The sequence below is a fragment of the Halobacillus karajensis genome (genome assembly GCF_900108515.1).
GTDB classification, from domain to species: Bacteria; Bacillota; Bacilli; order Bacillales; family Halobacillaceae; genus Halobacillus; species Halobacillus karajensis.
Map to the genome: position 1 here is coordinate 304,272 of NZ_FNWW01000004.1, position 17,216 is coordinate 321,487.

Sequence of the window (17,216 nt, forward strand, 5' to 3'; positions counted from 1 at the left end):
TAAAAGAAAATGCCCTTTGTAAGTCAAAGGACATGTAAGATTTATTTTAATTTATCACAATGCTAAAGAACGGGCAATATGATTATTTCTGACGATGATTGTTCTGCGGATGGACGATACTTGGTCGAACCTTCAATGATGGCATGCTTAGACGAAGCAAAATCTGGATTGCAGCTTTTAAGTTAAACGGCAAAAACGGCCATAAATAAGGAGTGTTTAGAGACTTCGTACTCGCTAGTAGCAGAATATAAGCTAAGAAACCAATCATTAAACCTTTCGTACCAAACAAGGCGACAAGGATAACGAACAAAATACGTGCCATCTTATTAGCGACAGATAATTCATAACTAGGCGTGGAATAAGATCCAATCGCAGCTACAGCAACGTAAAGGATAACTTCCGGTACGAACATTCCTACATCGATGGCTATCTGCCCTATAAGCACAGCAGCTATTAGCCCCATGGCTGTCGATAACGGGGTCGGTGTATGAATAGCAGCTATCCTCAACATTTCAAGTCCAAGATCAGCGATTAAAATTTGAAAAATGATGGGAATGCTACTTTCCTCATTCGGACCGATAAATGACAGCGGTTCCGGAAGCAAGTCCGGCTGCATAACGAATAACATCCATAATGGGAGCAAAAAAACAGAAGCGAAGATCCCAAAAAAACGTATCCAGCGGACAAATGTCCCAACGGGTGGCGATTGACGGAATTCCTCCGCATGCTGAACATGATGAAAATAAGTAGTAGGTGTGATAATCATACTTGGTGATGTGTCCGTCATGATGACGACATGTCCTTCAAATAAATGGGAAGCCACAACATCCGGCCTTTCCGTGTATCTGACCAAAGGAAAGGGGTTCCTCCCCTGATTCACAAGATACTCCTCAAGCGTTTTATCTGCCATGGACAACCCATCTGTATCAATATTTTGTATTTCTTCTTTTAACAAATCGATAAGACCAGGGTCTGCCACATCTTTAATATAAGAAATACAAACATCGGTCTTCGAGCGATTTCCTACCTGCATGATTTCATGACGGAGACGCTCATCCCGAATCCGGCGTCGTGTAAGAGCAGTATTTTCAATAATGTTTTCCGTATATCCATCTCTTGATCCTCGAATAACTTTTTCCGTATCTGGTTCTTCCGGGGTCCGGCCTGGGTAGGTCCGAACATCCACAATGAATGCTTCCGTTTCACCATCAATGAAAATGACCATTAACCCTGACAGCATCTGAGTGATGCATTCTTCCAAGTTGGATGTGGTATCTACTTGTTGATGTGGAATCTCATCTTTGATCGTTTTAAAAACAGATTCGACGTTCTCTTCAATGTCATTCATTTCCATCAGTTGACGCATGACTTCAACTACCATCGGAGTCTCGACAAGGCCTGTGACATAGTAAAAGTTTACTTCATGACCAAGCAATGTCAACGTCCGGAATCCTACATCAAAGGACTGTTCTACGCCGATCCGCTCGTTCATCATCATACGGTTCTGTTCAAGTTTCATGACGATCGGTGTTTCATTATTATTTTCAGGCATAAACCTCCGCTCCTTGATCACTATTTATCCTTTAGGCTTGAATATGACAGCAACTATAAAGCCGAACAAGATGGCAGAGGCAATACCGGCTGATGTCAATTCGAAAATACCAATGGCTACCCCTATAACGCCATGTTCGTCAGCCTGCTCCATCGCGCCGTGTAGCAACGAATGCCCGAAGCTTGTAATCGGCACAGTGGCGCCTCCCCCTGCAAATCTTATTAAATTGTCATATAGGTCAAAGGCATCCAAAACTGCGCCTGCCACAACAAATGATGACATCACATGAGCAGGAGTCAATTTGAATACATCAAGAAGAATCTGCCCAATCACACAAATGCCTCCTCCAACAAGGAAAGCCCACAAGAACGTCATGATTCACCCTCTCCTCTCGTCAACACCACAGCGTGAGCGATTCCTGGAATCGATTCCTTTTGCTGAAGCATCATCGGACTCATCAGAGCGCCTGTGGCTACGATCAAGACACGTTTATACTTACCGCTAATTAAGTCTTGAACAATTTTTCCATACGTTACAACAGCTGAACAAGCACAGCCACTTCCTCCAGCGAAAACGGGTTGATCACTGTGATAAACAAGAAGCCCACAGTCTCTATGCACATCCCCGATGTCATACCCGTCCTGCTTCATCATGTCTTTAAGTATCGGGGTTCCTACCGCCGAAAGATCACCTGTAGCAATCACATCATAATCTCCTGGGACACGGCCCATATCCTCTAAGTGAGTTTTAATAGTATCCCAGGCCGCAGGTGCCATAGCAGACCCCATATCAAATGGATCTTTTATACTGTAGTCCATGACTTTACCAATCGTTGCCGCCTCTACTTGGATAGGAGAAGGGTTTTTCGAAAGAATAGCAGCCCCGCTACCTGTAACCGTGAATGTAGCCGTATTTGGTTTTTGTCCACCGTACTCTGTTGGATAACGGAATTGACGTTCAGCTGTACAGTTATGAGAACTCACGGCGACTAACGCTTGCTTTGCGTAGCCGGCTTCAACAAGAGCGGCACCAGTTGCCAGTGTCTCCATACTTGTCGAACACGCCCCAAACATACCAAGAACAGGAATTCCAAGCTGTCTGGCCACATAATTTCCTGTGACATTTTGATTTAATAAATCTCCAGCTAAAAACAAATCAATATTGGATTGGTCCATACCTGCTTTTTGCAAACAGACTCGGACTGCATCTGTCATTAATTTGCGTTCAGCAAGCTCCCAATTGGATTCTCCACAGTGAAGCTCTTCATGAATAATGTCATAGGTGTCCTTAAGCGGGCCTTCTCCTTCCATAGGGCCAACTGCGGTTCCTGTAGATTGTAAATATACAGGGCTTGTAAACGTCCATGATTGTGTTCCTGTTTTTGCCATATCCATTTCCTCCTAAAAAATAAGCTTCCAGGCATATCGAATGATCCCAAGAACATAAGCGGCAACTACTCCAAAAACAATCACTGATCCTGCCAGTTTGAATAAATTAGTCGCCACTCCAAGCACGTATCCTTCAGATTTATGTTCAAGAGCAGCCGAAGTAATCGAGTTGGCAAACCCTGTCACAGGGACCGCCGATCCTGCTCCAGCAAATTGTCCGAGCTTATCATATACACCAAATCCAGTGGCAAGAGCTGCTATTAAAATCAAGGTTGCAACCATCGGATTGGTTGCATTTTTTTCACTAAAATCAAACCAATGAATATACATTTGTGTCAAAAGTTCACCGAATACACAAATCAACCCACCAATGATAAAGGCTTTCAAGCAATTCATTAAAATAGGCGGTTTCGTTTGATAAGATTTTCGTGCTTTATCAAAGTTCTTTTCATTTAACGGTTGTTTATCCACTTTTTTTCCTCCTATTAATCCCTTTGTCATTTAACAAACATAATCCATTGAAACAATGAACCAGCGATTTTCCCTAAAACCAAAGCCATTAACAATGTGAAAAGAAATCCATCGACCCCGATTCTTTTGAATAACAGTGGAAAGACATTAAGAACCTCTGTCAAAGCTGCTGCAAGCATCCCAATAAAAATCCCATGAAAAAGTCCCCATATCATAAGACCAATCAAAGTCATTTTTACTGGTCCATCACCAAATGAGAGGTAGATACCAGCAAATACGCCTAAAATAACAGCCATTTCGTAATGCCTAAGCTTTGACTCAGAATGACTTAATTGCATAAGACGAGGGATGATTCCCAGAACAGTCAGAAAAGCTACAAAGCCAGTACCTACAGCAATTCCAGCCGCAAGTCCTATAAGTGCTTCAACGATCCACATCCTTTTTTTCCACCTTATTTTCTTTAATGGCTACGTAATGATCGAGATCCTCCTGGTAATTGAAAATTTCCACTTCCATAGGACTTGGTTCTTCGTTAAATCGCTTCTGGAACCAATGATTGAAAAATAGAATCATTCCAATCCCAAGTCCAATGGAATAGGGAACCTGTATCCATAAAGGATGTTCAACCTCTTCACCAGTCAGCATGAAGTGTAATTTTTGTTGTACTTCTTGCATGCTCACATCATAGTGAAAATTCATAATCGCCATAGCGGCACCGATAAAAAGCAAAATCCATATTCCGCTAATTAATAAAGGAGATGGCTGCTTTTTATGTTTTTCTACATGAACAACACATTGGTTCGGCCCAATCAATTCAATTTCTAAGTCAGGAAACTTCTCTAACACCTGCTCAATCAGCATAAAAGAATCAACGACCACAATGTTCTGATCATCTTCAGTCACTTGATGTAAGACCATCTTCTGTAGGACTGATTTGTGACGCTTGGATCCTGTAACACGCGCCACATCTTCCAGACGTATTTTCGCCTGAGGCTGAACATAAATGGATTGTTTCATACGTATATAGACAGGAGTCGCCAACTTCTTTCGCCTCCCCTGCATGTTTTTCTTAGACTTATTATGTGTGAGATGCAGGAAAACATACAGACAGCTTCCTTCCATAAAACCATAAAAAAACTGTACCATTTTAGGTACAGCTTTCAGCTCGTATCATTCATCGTTTCCTTCATATCTGCAAGAATTTTCTTTTCTAACCGCGAAACCTGAACTTGAGAAATACCGAGACGTTCTGCCACTTCCGTCTGTGTCTGATCCTTATAATACCTTAGGTAGATAATTAAACGTTCTCTCTTGTCCAGTTTACTCATAACATCTTGTAATGTCAGATGATCAAACCAATTATTCTCTTCCTCAGCTATTTGGTCGACAAGCGTAATCGGATCGCCTTCATTCTCGTAAACAGTTTCGTAAATCGATTGGGGCGTTCGTCCAACTTCCTCCGCCTGGACGATTTCTTCTTTCGTAAGCCCCAGCGCATCGGCAAGTTCATTCACTGTAGGGGAACGGCCGTGCTCTTTCAATAATTCTTCTTTTTTTGCCCTTACTTTATGATTGAGCTCTTTCAAACTCCGACTTACTTTCACACTTCCATCATCACGAATAAACCGCTGGATTTCTCCGATGATCATGGGCACGGCATACGTGGAAAATCGAACGTCGTAGCTTAAATCAAACTTATCTATCGATTTAAGCAACCCGATACAACCAATTTGATACAGATCATCTTGATCATATCCACGGCGCAGGTAACGCTGGACGACCGACCAAACAAGGCGGGTATTCTTTTCAACTAAATAATCCCTTGCCTCTTGATCGCCCGCCTGACTCTTTTTAATCAAGTCTTTGACATCTTTGTCGGACAGACGTTCTTTTGTCGTATCGCTCATAGGCGCGACCTCAATTACACAAAGCGCGGGTTGACGTAAGTTGCTTCGTCATTCGGATCGTCGTACCAATCCCGGGCTCTGATGTGATATCTACTTGATCCATGAAATTCTCCATAATCGTAAAACCCATGCCAGAACGTTCCCATTCCGGTTTCGAGGTGTAAAGAGGCTCCCTTGCAATATCTATGTTCTCAATTCCATGGCCTCGATCCTTGATAATCAGTTCGATCTCTCCATCATCAATCGCACACATAAGCATGACTTTTTCATCCGATTTTTCATCATACCCGTGAATAATGGCATTTGTCACAGCCTCGGAAACGACTGTCTTGATATCTGTCAATTCTTCCATCGTGGGATTGACCTGGCTTATAAAAGCGGCTACGGACACACGGGCAAGTGACTCATTTTCACTAACACTCGTAAATTCCAACGTCATTTCATTTCGCATGATGCCACCCCCAACATCTCCAACGCGGATGCCTCGTCATCCACGAGTTTCATGATTTTGAACATTCCTGACATATCGAACAGTCTGCGAACTTCCGGTGAAATGGAACAAATCATCATTTCGTTCCCTTTCGCTTGCACTTCTTTATAGCGACCGAGCATCACACCAAGGCCTGAACTATCCATGAAGGACAATTTTTGTAAATTGACAATCACATGTTCGATACCGTCGTTATTTAATTCTTTCTGCCAATCTTCTCGAAGTCCAGTCGCTTCATGATGGTCAAGCTCCCCTTCTAACCGGACGAGCAATACATTTTCTCTGACAGCAAAATTGACTTGAAGACTCAAGTGAATTACCTCCTCTGACTTATAAGAGTCACTATGTCTTTTCGTACTTTTTGCTGTCATTTCCTGCTCAAAAACAATACTAGTGGGAATGTGCTAAAACCTCTGAAAGCTCGTCAAATTCCTCCATGAACGCTGCCACAAAGCAGGGAATCCGGCTTTTTCTACCGATTCAGATGTTTCCAGACGTACTTTCGCCACTTCTTCCTCCCCATTCTTCACGACTACCCACCCCATGTGGGCCCCTTTTTTCAACGGTAGATCAGTGGACTTGGCCATTTTTATTTCGGTTTGGTAATCGCTTTTCTTATCATTTTTCTTCTTAAGAACGACCACATCTTTTTCTGGGGACAGGTTCAAATGCATCGGTTTGCCGCGAGTTATCTTCATTGTATTCATAGTATCATCTTTGGAATAGAGCTTCACACCTTCATATTGGCTGAAACCATAATCAAGCAGGCTTGTAACATCTGCATTTCTCTTTTTAGGACTTTCAGCACCCATCACGACCGCAATCATATGCATATCATTACGCTGAGCAGATGCTGTCAGGCAATATTTTGCTTCTGAGGTATACCCCGTTTTCAACCCATCCATTCCAGGATAGTTTTTAATCAGTTTGTTTGTATTTACGAGCCAGAATTCGTTATCCTGACCTTTTCTTAAGTAATCATCATAGATTTTCGTGTATTCAGTTACTTTATCATGAAGCAGTAATTCTCTAGCCATTACAGCCATATCGTGGGCCGTACTATAATGATCCTCTGCAGGCAGCCCTGTAGGGTTTTGGAAATGAGTATCCTTTAACCCTAAGTCTTTCGCCTTCTTATTCATCTGGGCAACGAACTCTTTTTCACTTCCGGATATTCGCTCGGCCATAGCCACACTCGCATCATTCCCTGATGCTACAGCGATGCCTTTCAATAAATCCTCTACTGTCATTTCCTCTCCCGCTTCAAGAAAGATCTGCGATCCTCCCATCGAAGCAGCATGTTCACTGATGCGGACTTTTTCATCTAATTTTATACCGCCATTTTCGAGCTCTTCCATGATCAATAAAAGGGTCATCACTTTTGTCATACTCGCTGGGGGCAGCTTTTTATTTGCTTCTTTATTATAAAGCGTCATCCCGCTGTTCTTTTCCATTAAAATCGCCGACTTTGCCGAATTGACGATCTCTGTCGATTCCTTTTCCTCAGCCAAAGTCATGTTTAGCGGAAGAAGAAAGAACACTAAACAAAGAGCGAGACATACACCCATCATCTTTTTCATAACCTAAACCTCCCAATTGCTTTAAGTGCCCCTAGCATTCCCTTACCATCACCTTCTATACATGATGTCAATTAGATAAGCATTTAGAGTGACGCGGAGAACAGCAACAGATGAGCGCCCTTTTCCCTCAATAATAAAAAGCGCCCCCATTTAAGAGAGCGCTTTATATATAACGTTTATTCTCTTCTTTTTTGAGCCAATGCCTTATGCCTTTACCTGCATGTGGCTCATCACTAAAACGGGGAATGATATGCATATGTGCATGAAAGATATGTTGGCCACCCGTTTCATAACAATTATACCCAATGTTATAGCCATCCGGTTGAAGTGTTTCATCCAGCCAATCTTTTACTTGATGGATTAATCTTTGAGTATCCATCCATTCTTTTTCAGAAAGATCGAACACTGTAGATTTGTGGGACTTTGGAACAATCAATCCTGATCCTTTCAGGATACGCTGATCTTTTTGGATGAAATAGCAGGATTCATTTTCAAAGATGACCTTCTGTTCTTCATCCAGTAATGGTGAACAAAGCACACATGTTGTCATTCTTTCCCCTCCTATGTATTAGATATGAACGCCTCAATAAAAGGTATTCCTCTTATGATAAAGTCTTCTTTGTGGGAATGAATCCATTGGTTATGTTCAATGATACAAAACAGAAGAGCTATAACTCATAATTCATCAGAAACGAGAAGAAATGGGAACCTATCTTTATGATTAAACCAATAAGCTCTTCCACAAAAAAGACGCTTCTTTATCCCCCTATAAGGGAATAGTATCATGAACAATAAAGATTATGTATATACAAATAAAAAATAACCCGGCCTTAAGCCGGGTTTAGTCCTGTTACTTAATAATATTATGAATCAACGTTGGTTTCTCGACTTTTTCATTCGAAATGGTGTATGCTTCCTTCACCTTATTTATAGAATCATCTGGCTGCTCATCATCACTGACCAATACAACTAGAGCCTCACCTGCTTTAACAGGATCACCGATTTTCTTCTTCAAGCTGATTCCGACTCCATGGTTAATTTCGTCTTCTTTCGTCGCTCGACCTGCTCCGAGATACATGGCCGCAACACCAATAGATTCAGCATCAATAGCAGAGATAAAGCCGTCTTTCTCCGCGGTCACTTCAATTTCATAAGAAGCTTTCGGGAGTTTGTCCAATTCATCGATCATGGCCACATCGCCACCTTGAGCGTCAATAAGCGTACGAAGTGACTCAAAGGCCTTCCCATTTTCAATGTTTGCTTCAATGGCCTGATACGCTTCCTCGTAAGAAGAAAACTTCTCTGCGAGAACAGCCATATGGGAAGCGATTTCAAGGGAAAGCAAACGTAAATCTTCCACGTTTTTGCCTTGGAGGATTTCAGCAGCTTCCCTTATTTCATTCGCATTGCCCACCTCATAGCCAAGTGGTTGGTTCATATCGCTTATAACAGCCACTGTATGACGGCCTAAGTTATTACCGATATTCACCATCTCACGAGCAAGGGCTTCGGAATCCTCAAGCGTTTTCATAAACGCTCCTGAACCTGTTTTGACATCCAGTACAATACTGTCTGCCCCAGAAGCGATTTTTTTACTCATGATGGATCCTGCGATCAGTGGTAATGAATTTACTGTACCTGTAACGTCTCTTAACGCATACAACTTCTTATCAGCAGGGGCCAAGTTTCCTGTTTGACCAGCAATAGCAAGTTTGTGTGTGTTCACATTTTCAATAAACTTTTCTTTTGTCATCTCAATCTCAAGGCCCTTGATGGATTCAAGCTTATCGAGGGTTCCACCTGTATGACCTAATCCGCGTCCGGACATCTTCGCAACAGGGATCCCAACGGAGGCTACCATTGGCCCTACAATAAAGGTCACCTTATCCCCGACGCCACCAGTCGAGTGTTTGTCAACTTTCTTCCCTTCAATTGCCGAGAGATCAATCGTCTCGCCTGAGTCTACCATCGCCTGAGTTAAAGTCGCGGTTTCATCTGCTGTCATTCCTTGAAAATAAATAGCCATGGTTAGAGCAGAAGCTTGATAATCAGGAATATCTCCTTTTGTATAACCATCTACGAAGAATTTTATTTCTTCCTTGGTCAATTCTCCACCATCGCGTTTTTTAACTATAATATCGTACATTCTCATCTCAATCACCCTTTACTGAAGTACTAATGATGTAAGCGCCCAAATAGGCGCTTACAGTAGTCCGAGTTATTTAAGCCGGCAATGTTTTCAATAAATCTTTTACAAAGCCAAGGAAATCTTCCCGCACTTGAGCTGTTGTTTCAATAACCTCATCATGAGTCAGCGGCTGATCCAGGATGCCAGCGGCCATATTGGAGATACAGGAGATTCCAAGTACGCGGATCCCTGCATGGTTGGCAACCATTACTTCAGGGACTGTCGACATTCCGACTGCATCTCCACCAAGTGTACGAAGCATTCGTATTTCGGCACCTGTTTCATAAGCAGGACCTGTGTTCCCTACATAGACCCCTTCTTGTATATCAAGATTCAGGCGTTCAGCCGATTGTTTTGCATGAACGATCAAGTCACGGTCATAAGCTTCTGACATATCCGGAAAACGTGGACCAAGATTTTCATCATTTGGACCAATAAGCGGGCTGTCACCCATATTGTTTATATGATCCGTGATAATCATCAAGTTCCCTGGTTTGAAATCTTTGTTAATTCCACCTGCTGCATTGGTTACAAATAATGTTTCAATACCAAGAGCTTTCATGACACGTACAGGGAATGTCACCTGTTTCATATCATACCCCTCATAATAGTGGAAGCGGCCTTGCATAGCGATTACCTGGCGCCCTTCAAGCTCTCCAACTACTAGTTGGCCTTTGTGCCCGGAAACCGTCGACTCTGGAAAATGAGGGATTTCTGAATAAGGGATAGTTGTAGGATTTTTGATTTCATCTGCGAGTACACCTAACCCTGAACCGAGGATCAACCCCACCGTTGGTTCGTGATTCAATTTCCCTTGAATATAGTGTGATGCTTCTTTTACTTGTGTCTGATTCATTTTTAATCTCCTCCCTTATTGGATATCTTTTAAGAAACTCTTGCCGTGTTCAGGCATTTTAATTGAAAAGTTTTCCGAAATGGTCGCTCCGATATCTGCGAAAGTTTGGCGTTGGTCTAGTCCTTTTCCTTGTGTAATTCCATTATGATATACGAGCAATGGTACCAATTCGCGTGTATGGTCTGTACCATGGTGGATAGGGTCATTCCCATGGTCAGCCGTAATAATCAAAAGGTCATCATCCTTCATCTTATCAAGCACTTCAGGAAGTCGCGCATCATATTCTTCTAATGCTTCCCCATATCCCTGTGGATCTCTTCTGTGGCCAAATTTGGCATCAAAGTCTACAAGGTTCAAGAAACTTATTCCTGTGAAATCTTTCTCTAATGTTTCCACAAGCCGATCCATTCCATCCATATTGTCGGTTGTACGGATAGCTTCTGTCACACCTTCCCCGTCGTAGATATCAGAAATCTTACCTATAGCTACAACATCAAGCCCCTCGTCTGCCATTTCATTCATCACCGTACGACCAAACGGTTTCAAGGCATAATCATGGCGATTCGATGTACGTTCAAAAGCACCTGGCTTTCCAATAAATGGACGGGCAATTACACGACCGACCATGTACCTTTCGTCTTTTGTTATTTCACGGCAGAACTCACAAATCTCATAAAGCTCTTCTGGCGGAATAACATCCTCATGGGCAGCAATTTGTAAAACAGAGTCTGCTGATGTATAGATGATTAAATCACCAGTTTTCACGTGGTGCTCACCAAGCTCTTTCAGTATTTCAGTGCCTGATGCTGGTTTATTTCCTACGATTCCACGACCGGTTTTCTCTTTGATTTGTTTTAGCAATTCGTCAGGAAATCCTTCAGGAAACGTACGGAAGGGTTGATCGATGTATAAACCCATAATCTCCCAATGCCCAGTCATTGTGTCTTTTCCGTTGGATGCTTCCACCATTGTTGTAAAATGTGCTTTCGGCTGATTTACTTTCTCAATGCCTTGGATTTCACGGATATTACTTAAACCCAGTGCTCCCATATTCGGCATATTCAAGCCGTTCATATGTTCTGCGATGTGTCCAAGTGTATGAGCTCCTTTATCGTTAAATTTCTCCGCATCAGGTGCCTCTCCTATTCCTACTGAGTCCATAACTACTAAAAATACACGTTTGAATGAATTCATCAATGATCCCTCCTAATGTTTAATTTCCCAAATTCGTGAAAAACTACCCAACTTCCACAGATGTAGGATGTCAGACAACTAAAAACACAAAAAAGGGTTTATGCTCGTGGATGGTACGAGCGATAAACATCTTTCAGCCTCGTTTTAGAGACGTGTGTATAAATTTGTGTTGTTGAAATGTCAGCATGTCCAAGCATTTCCTGTACGGCTCTTAGGTCTGCCCCATTTTCCAGAAGATGGGTAGCAAATGAGTGGCGCAGTGTATGTGGTGTTAATTCTTTATTAACTCCCATTTCACGAGCAACCGCTTTCAGAATCTTCCAAAATCCTTGACGTGATAATGCATTCCCGTGATGGTTGACGAACAACTCTTCTGTCCGCTTTTGTTTAACGAGGGCCTCTCGACCGACCTGCAAATAATTCTCAATCGCCTCTTTCGCCATATCCCCAAGAGGGATGATTCTCTCTTTAGATCCCTTACCGAGGCATCGTACAAAACCCATAGTCAGATGCAAGTCTGTCACTTTTAAAGATACAAGTTCCGTCACCCTTAATCCTGTGGCATAAAGCATTTCAAACATCGCTTTATTCCTGGCTGAAAGCGGGTCTTTCGCGTGAATATTTAAAAGCTTGTCCACATCATTTGACGAAAGCACCTTCGGGAGTTTCCTATCTTTCTTAGGTGTCTCGATATGTAAGCTTGGGTCCTGCTCCGTGACCTTTTCGCGTATCAAGAACTGATGAAAAAGACGGATGGATGATAACAGCCTGGCTATGGTAGCTGCCGACCGCCCCTCATCATTAAGATGATGCAAATACTTCATTATATGGGCACGGGTGACCTCTCCCCAGGAACTGACGCCTTGCTGCTCCTTCATAAACCGACCATACTGACTAAGATCCCGTTTATAGGACTGAATCGTATTTACTGATAGTCCGCGCTCAACGGTCAAATAATGAAAAAAGTCTTCAAGGGCATGTTGCATCTTCCATCTACTCTCCTAATTGGAAAAATACCGACAATCGATCCGTCCAATCTTGCTCAAGAGGTTGGTTGACTTTGACAGCCGTACCTCCCGGAGGATCATATCGATGTTGACGCTCATATTCTTCATGCACCATTCGTAAAGCGATATAAAAAACGCATGTACAAATGGTGAAAACAATGAGGACTTTAATTAAATCTCTTAAACTGTTCTGCAAACGACTCATGGAATCCCCCCGCTTCTCGTACCTTTTGTAAAGGATATGCCTAAAATCCTTATAAATATACGTAGAATGCCAAGTGAATCCAGATAAAATCGTTATCATAACAGGTTAACCCCATCTAACTTTAACGTACACGATTTTTATTCGTTTGTAAATGAAAATACAAGAGTCAGAGATTTTAGAAAACGTAATGGGTGAAAACCAATCGGTAACAAAAATTCCCTCTTACTTGCCTGCAATCAGAAAAATAAAAAGCCACTATGTCCTTTCATAGCGGCGGATTCATTATTCCTCATTTGCTTTTGATGATGTGGCTACTGCCTGCTTTTGACAAGTCCGGCATATACCATGAAATGTCAGCCGGTGATCCTTCACTTCAAACCCCCACTGACCTTCAACAATTTTTTCTACATCCCCTAAGAGATCTTCTTCGATTTCTTCCACCGAACCACACTCAATACATACGAGATGGTGGTGAAAATGTTCGGCACCTTCTTTTCTAAGATCATATCGGGAGACGCCATCCCCGAAATTAATTTTGTCTACAACTTTAAGTTCCGATAGTAATTCAAGCGTTCTATAAACCGTTGCTAGTCCAATTTCAGGTGCTTTCTCTTTTACGAGGAGGTAAACATCTTCCGCACTTAAGTGATCTTCTTCGTTTTCCAATAGCACCCGGACGGTGGCTTCACGTTGAGGTGTAAGCTTATAACTCTGGGAATGCAGCTGTTTTTTGATTCTATCTATACGATGTTCCATATCGTTCGTCCCTCCCTCGTAATACCAACTTTATTATAATCAGAGACAGAACGAGTGTCAAATTATAATAATTATAATCTGTAAACAATAATCATTATTAAGTAATATATATTACTTATATATCCACTTCAATACAAATTCGAGAAACGTATTACTCAAAAACACCTCAATGACAGATGCCACCATTAAAATAGCCAGCAACACCCCAAACAGGGCGCTATACCTTACAAAAGCTTTCAAGATCGGTTGATGTACACGGCGTATGAATAACTGTTTTCCTAATGTAAGCGAAAAAATCAATGCTAAGGACCCGGCAATCAGGTACACAGGGATGATGACTACGTTTTGGGGAGCAATCGAAACAGATGAAATCAACAATCCATACCATCCCATCTGATTTACTAAAAAACCAACAGAAAATCCGATCACCAGGCCTTTAATAAACAGCAAAACGGTTATGATCGGCATCCCGATAATCGAGATCCCCAATAGAAATAACAAAACCATGTACTTTAAATGATAAAACACACTATCTTTCCAAAGTGTTGCCTTTCCACTCCCACCAATCAGGGTCTGCTGTTCAAAAAATTGTTTCAAATAGAAGAAAAGGTCCTGCTTTTGTACGAAATTCATACTGTTCACAATGACTGCTCCAAAAATCATTCCCATTATGAATAAAACAAAAATAAACACAAAGATATTCATATGCGTTTGTACATCACTTTTGACCAATCTCATCCCCTGCTGCATCTCTTTTCCACCTTTCTCTTCACCGCGGTCTATGACCAATCTATGAGAGTGGTGGAAAAAGTAGACCACTTTTGGAGACTTTCTATTGAATTCTTCCATAGCGGCCGCCACCGCCGGCGGAAATATGGAGAGTACCTTCTCTGAGTGCCATTACATTTTTGACGACATCAGCCGGGACAACTTCTAATAATTTCTCTTTCGAAGCTTCATGTATGACTTCCATTTCTGAACCAAACACCTCTAGCATTTTTTCGTAAGTACGCTTTCCTACTCCAGGCAGAGATAATAGAGGCACTTGATAGACATAAGGAGGGCGGAATCTTTCCTGTTGATCAGACTTCAGCTCTTCAATCCTGTCTTTTACACCTTTGACGATTTTCCTGGATCCACACTCCCCACACTGATTCTGTGTTTCAAATGCAGGGGTCAAGCATTTTGCACAAACCGTTTGATGATATTTTCCCATTTTAGGGCTCATTCCATAATTAACAGCCACTCTTCTTCCTTCCGCGTCATGAAGCGCAAGCCGGAGTTCTTCAAAAGTCAAACCGGCCATTTCAATTTTCTGGTATTCCCTGGCCAGTTTTCCAAGCGAATGTGCATCAGAATTTGTCACATAAGTATAAGGGGAAAGTTCTCCAATCAAGCCGGCCATTTCTGTATCTGCGCTCAAACCAAGTTCAACAGCATCAATTTTGTCAGCATCGAGAACCTCTTTAAGCGTCTTCTTTACACCTTTTCCATACAAGCTTTTAAAAGGAGTGAACATATGGGCTGGTATAAAAATCCCTTCATGATCTTTTACATACTGCTGAAGCTCTCGAGCCGTCCCATAAAAACGTTGAGAGCTTAAATTAATATTTTTCATCTTTTCAGCAAGCCAAGCGGTAAAAGACTCCATTTGCTTTAATGTTGGAAAGTAACACAGAACATGAATCGGACCTGAACAAGAAGCATCATACACTTCTATTTCAGAACCTAAGATTAAAACTGTATGTTCAAACCGAATGCCCCCGCCTTTTATTTCTTCCGCTTTACCTGTCTGAATCAAGTGCGTTATCTCATCTTGGACAGCCGGTGCCTGAGCATCAATGACACCAACCATGTCCAATCCTTTCCTGCGACTAGCTTCTTCGACGATATTAGTGAGTGTCAACGATTTTGAACCGGTAATCTTCACAGGTCTCCCATTCCAATCCCTACCTACATGAATATGAAGATCGACAAAAAATTGTTTCATTACCTATTCCTCAATTTTAAGTACATAATGGCGTAGGATGTTTTTGCATCATGAATTCGCTCTTCTTTTTCCAATATTTCTGCTTCTTCCACACTTACTTCCATTCGTTCGACAAATTCATCATCATCCCCATCAGGTTGTTCTACCATAGGTAGGAGGTTGTCCGTAAAATAAAGGTGGACAATTTCATCAGCAAATCCCGGAGACGTATAAAAGGAAGTGACAAATTCAAGATCTTCTGACGTGTACCCTGTCTCTTCCTCAAGTTCTCTCAATGCGCAAGTTTTCGGATCCTCTCCAGGTTCAAGTTTCCCTGCAGGAATCTCAATGATACTTTTTTCCATCGGTTTACGATATTGCTCCACACAAACCATCTTCCCTTCATCCGTCAAGGCTATGACAGCTACCGCCCCTGGATGTCTAATTAACTCTCGTTTAGAAGTATTGCCATCGGGTAAAGTAACACTGTCGATATCCAATTGAATAATTTTCCCTTTATATATAGTTTCCGATTCATACGTCTTTTCTTCAAATTTTTTCACAAATCCTCACCCTCTCTTGATACTAAAGTCATTTTACCATAGGAGTGGCCATGGACCGGAATAATCCGCTACAATGAGATTGGAAAGGATGATCACATGAACAAACGTCAATTAGGATCTTCAGATTTATACGTATCCGAAATAAGCTTGGGGTGTATGTCTTTAGGATCTGACACTAATAAGGCAAAAGAAATCATCGACCAGGCGATTGATGCAGGAATCAATTACTTAGATACAGCTGACCTTTACGGTTTTGGGCAAAATGAAAAAATCGTAGGCGAAGCAGTAAAGGATCGCCGTGAGGATATATTGATCGGTACAAAAGTCGGAAACCGCTTCTCTGCTGGTCAGGAAGATTGGACATGGGACCCTTCAAAAAAACATATTAAAGAAGGGGTAAAAGATAGTTTACAGCGATTGGGGATTGATTATATTGACCTCTATCAATTGCATGGCGGCACCATTGATGACCCCATTAATGAAAGCATCGAAGCTTTCGAAGAATTAAGACAAGAGGGGCTCGTCCGGGAATATGGAATTTCGTCCATCCGCCCAAATGTCATTAAAGAATACGTAGAAAAATCCAATATTGTCAGCGTAATGATGCAATACAATGCCCTCGACCGTCGACCGGAAGAAGAGGTTCTCAACTTGTTGTCAAACCATAGCATCAGTGTTCTTGCACGCGGTCCTCTAGCTAAAGGCATGCTTTCTTCAGATGGGATTAATAAAGTACAGTATAAAGCTGAAAATGGATTTCTCGAATACAGCCAAGACGAATTATTAACCATCGTTAAGGAATGGCAGGGCTATACCGGTGACAAACGAACGGCTGAAGCTCTCGCATTACAATATGTCCTGCATCATCCGACAGTTGCCACAGCCGTGTTCGGGGCGAGTTCCGTTGATCAGCTTCACGATAACCTGCGTTACCTAGAGGCTGAACCTTTAAGTGAACAAAGCTATGAAGAAATTCAAGCATTGACAAAAGACATCACTTATCAAAAACATAGAATGAAATAAGCATTGCTTTCGGATCATAAAAAAGCGGGAAGGAATAATAACCTACCCGCTTTTTATGATCAGATTT

Annotated in this window: 21 protein-coding genes; 1 reads left to right on the forward strand and 20 read right to left on the reverse strand. The window is 41.9% G+C overall.

Features of this window, described 5'->3' with window-relative positions:
• Nucleotides 1–82 precede the first annotated feature (82 nt).
• From BLW54_RS10735 to BLW54_RS10830, 20 genes are all read right to left on the reverse strand, one after another.
• Nucleotides 83–1,552, reverse strand: a complete 1,470-nt coding sequence (locus BLW54_RS10735) for a spore germination protein (protein WP_035504797.1) — start codon at nt 1,550–1,552, stop codon at nt 83–85.
• 24 nt (nt 1,553–1,576) lie between these two features.
• Nucleotides 1,577–1,927, reverse strand: coding sequence for a stage V sporulation protein AE (gene spoVAE / locus BLW54_RS10740; RefSeq protein WP_035504795.1), 351 nt, complete (start codon nt 1,925–1,927; stop codon nt 1,577–1,579).
• Nucleotides 1,924–2,940 (reverse strand): stage V sporulation protein AD, encoded by a 1,017-nt coding sequence (gene spoVAD / locus BLW54_RS10745; protein WP_035504793.1) that lies wholly within the window; start codon nt 2,938–2,940, stop codon nt 1,924–1,926. Before spoVAD ends, spoVAE begins: the two co-directional genes overlap by 4 nt.
• A 12-nt stretch (nt 2,941–2,952) precedes the next feature.
• Complete coding sequence (gene spoVAC / locus BLW54_RS10750) at nt 2,953–3,411, reverse strand: stage V sporulation protein AC (protein ID WP_439330197.1); 459 nt, start codon at nt 3,409–3,411, stop codon at nt 2,953–2,955.
• 26 nt (nt 3,412–3,437) lie between these two features.
• On the reverse strand, nt 3,438–3,848 hold the full coding sequence (locus BLW54_RS10755) for a stage V sporulation protein AB (protein WP_074734527.1): 411 nt from the start codon (nt 3,846–3,848) through the stop codon (nt 3,438–3,440).
• Complete coding sequence (locus BLW54_RS10760) at nt 3,835–4,452, reverse strand: stage V sporulation protein AA (RefSeq protein ID WP_244153503.1); 618 nt, start codon at nt 4,450–4,452, stop codon at nt 3,835–3,837. Before BLW54_RS10760 ends, BLW54_RS10755 begins: the two co-directional genes overlap by 14 nt.
• A gap of 119 nt (nt 4,453–4,571) precedes the next feature.
• Nucleotides 4,572–5,318 carry an RNA polymerase sporulation sigma factor SigF gene (gene sigF / locus BLW54_RS10765; RefSeq protein ID WP_035504788.1) on the reverse strand — a complete coding sequence of 249 codons (747 nt, stop codon included), beginning with the start codon at nt 5,316–5,318 and terminating at the stop codon, nt 4,572–4,574.
• A gap of 10 nt (nt 5,319–5,328) precedes the next feature.
• Entirely contained in the window at nt 5,329–5,769 is a 441-nt protein-coding gene (gene spoIIAB, locus BLW54_RS10770) for an anti-sigma F factor (RefSeq protein ID WP_035504787.1), read from the reverse strand.
• The gene (gene spoIIAA, locus BLW54_RS10775; RefSeq protein ID WP_035504784.1) at nt 5,754–6,119 is read right to left on the reverse strand and encodes an anti-sigma F factor antagonist; all 366 of its coding nucleotides are present in this window, start codon (nt 6,117–6,119) and stop codon (nt 5,754–5,756) included. Before spoIIAA ends, spoIIAB begins: the two co-directional genes overlap by 16 nt.
• Before the next feature lie 93 nt (nt 6,120–6,212).
• Nucleotides 6,213–7,388 carry a D-alanyl-D-alanine carboxypeptidase family protein gene (locus BLW54_RS10780; protein ID WP_074734530.1) on the reverse strand — a complete coding sequence of 392 codons (1,176 nt, stop codon included), beginning with the start codon at nt 7,386–7,388 and terminating at the stop codon, nt 6,213–6,215.
• 163 nt (nt 7,389–7,551) lie between these two features.
• The gene (locus BLW54_RS10785; protein ID WP_035504780.1) at nt 7,552–7,938 is read right to left on the reverse strand and encodes an HIT family protein; all 387 of its coding nucleotides are present in this window, start codon (nt 7,936–7,938) and stop codon (nt 7,552–7,554) included.
• A 300-nt stretch (nt 7,939–8,238) separates the two neighbouring features.
• Nucleotides 8,239–9,540, reverse strand: coding sequence for a pyrimidine-nucleoside phosphorylase (locus BLW54_RS10790; RefSeq protein ID WP_074734533.1), 1,302 nt, complete (start codon nt 9,538–9,540; stop codon nt 8,239–8,241).
• A 70-nt stretch (nt 9,541–9,610) separates the two neighbouring features.
• Nucleotides 9,611–10,432 carry a purine-nucleoside phosphorylase gene (locus tag BLW54_RS10795; RefSeq protein WP_035504775.1) on the reverse strand — a complete coding sequence of 274 codons (822 nt, stop codon included), beginning with the start codon at nt 10,430–10,432 and terminating at the stop codon, nt 9,611–9,613.
• Nucleotides 10,433–10,447: 15 nt separating this feature from the next.
• Nucleotides 10,448–11,626: a phosphopentomutase gene (gene deoB, locus BLW54_RS10800; protein WP_074734535.1), complete on the reverse strand. Its 1,179-nt coding sequence runs from the start codon at nt 11,624–11,626 to the stop codon at nt 10,448–10,450.
• Nucleotides 11,627–11,724: 98 nt separating this feature from the next.
• Nucleotides 11,725–12,612, reverse strand: coding sequence for a site-specific tyrosine recombinase XerD (gene xerD / locus BLW54_RS10805; protein ID WP_035504771.1), 888 nt, complete (start codon nt 12,610–12,612; stop codon nt 11,725–11,727).
• A gap of 7 nt (nt 12,613–12,619) precedes the next feature.
• Entirely contained in the window at nt 12,620–12,838 is a 219-nt protein-coding gene (locus BLW54_RS10810) for a YqzK family protein (RefSeq protein WP_035504768.1), read from the reverse strand.
• A gap of 282 nt (nt 12,839–13,120) precedes the next feature.
• A complete protein-coding gene (fur, locus tag BLW54_RS10815; protein WP_074734537.1) occupies nt 13,121–13,594 on the reverse strand; it encodes a ferric iron uptake transcriptional regulator in 474 nt (157 codons plus the stop codon).
• Nucleotides 13,595–13,705: 111 nt separating this feature from the next.
• Nucleotides 13,706–14,443, reverse strand: a complete 738-nt coding sequence (spoIIM, locus tag BLW54_RS10820) for a stage II sporulation protein M (RefSeq protein ID WP_316245376.1) — start codon at nt 14,441–14,443, stop codon at nt 13,706–13,708.
• Nucleotides 14,427–15,584 (reverse strand): endonuclease Q family protein, encoded by a 1,158-nt coding sequence (locus tag BLW54_RS10825; RefSeq protein ID WP_074734539.1) that lies wholly within the window; start codon nt 15,582–15,584, stop codon nt 14,427–14,429. The genes spoIIM and BLW54_RS10825 overlap by 17 nt, the downstream gene beginning before the upstream one ends.
• Complete coding sequence (locus BLW54_RS10830) at nt 15,584–16,126, reverse strand: NUDIX hydrolase (protein WP_074734541.1); 543 nt, start codon at nt 16,124–16,126, stop codon at nt 15,584–15,586. Before BLW54_RS10830 ends, BLW54_RS10825 begins: the two co-directional genes overlap by 1 nt.
• 96 nt (nt 16,127–16,222) lie before the next feature.
• Between BLW54_RS10830 and BLW54_RS10835 the strand changes: the two genes are divergently transcribed.
• Nucleotides 16,223–17,149 (forward strand): aldo/keto reductase, encoded by a 927-nt coding sequence (locus BLW54_RS10835; protein ID WP_074734543.1) that lies wholly within the window; start codon nt 16,223–16,225, stop codon nt 17,147–17,149.
• The last annotated feature ends 67 nt before the right edge of the window (nt 17,150–17,216 follow it).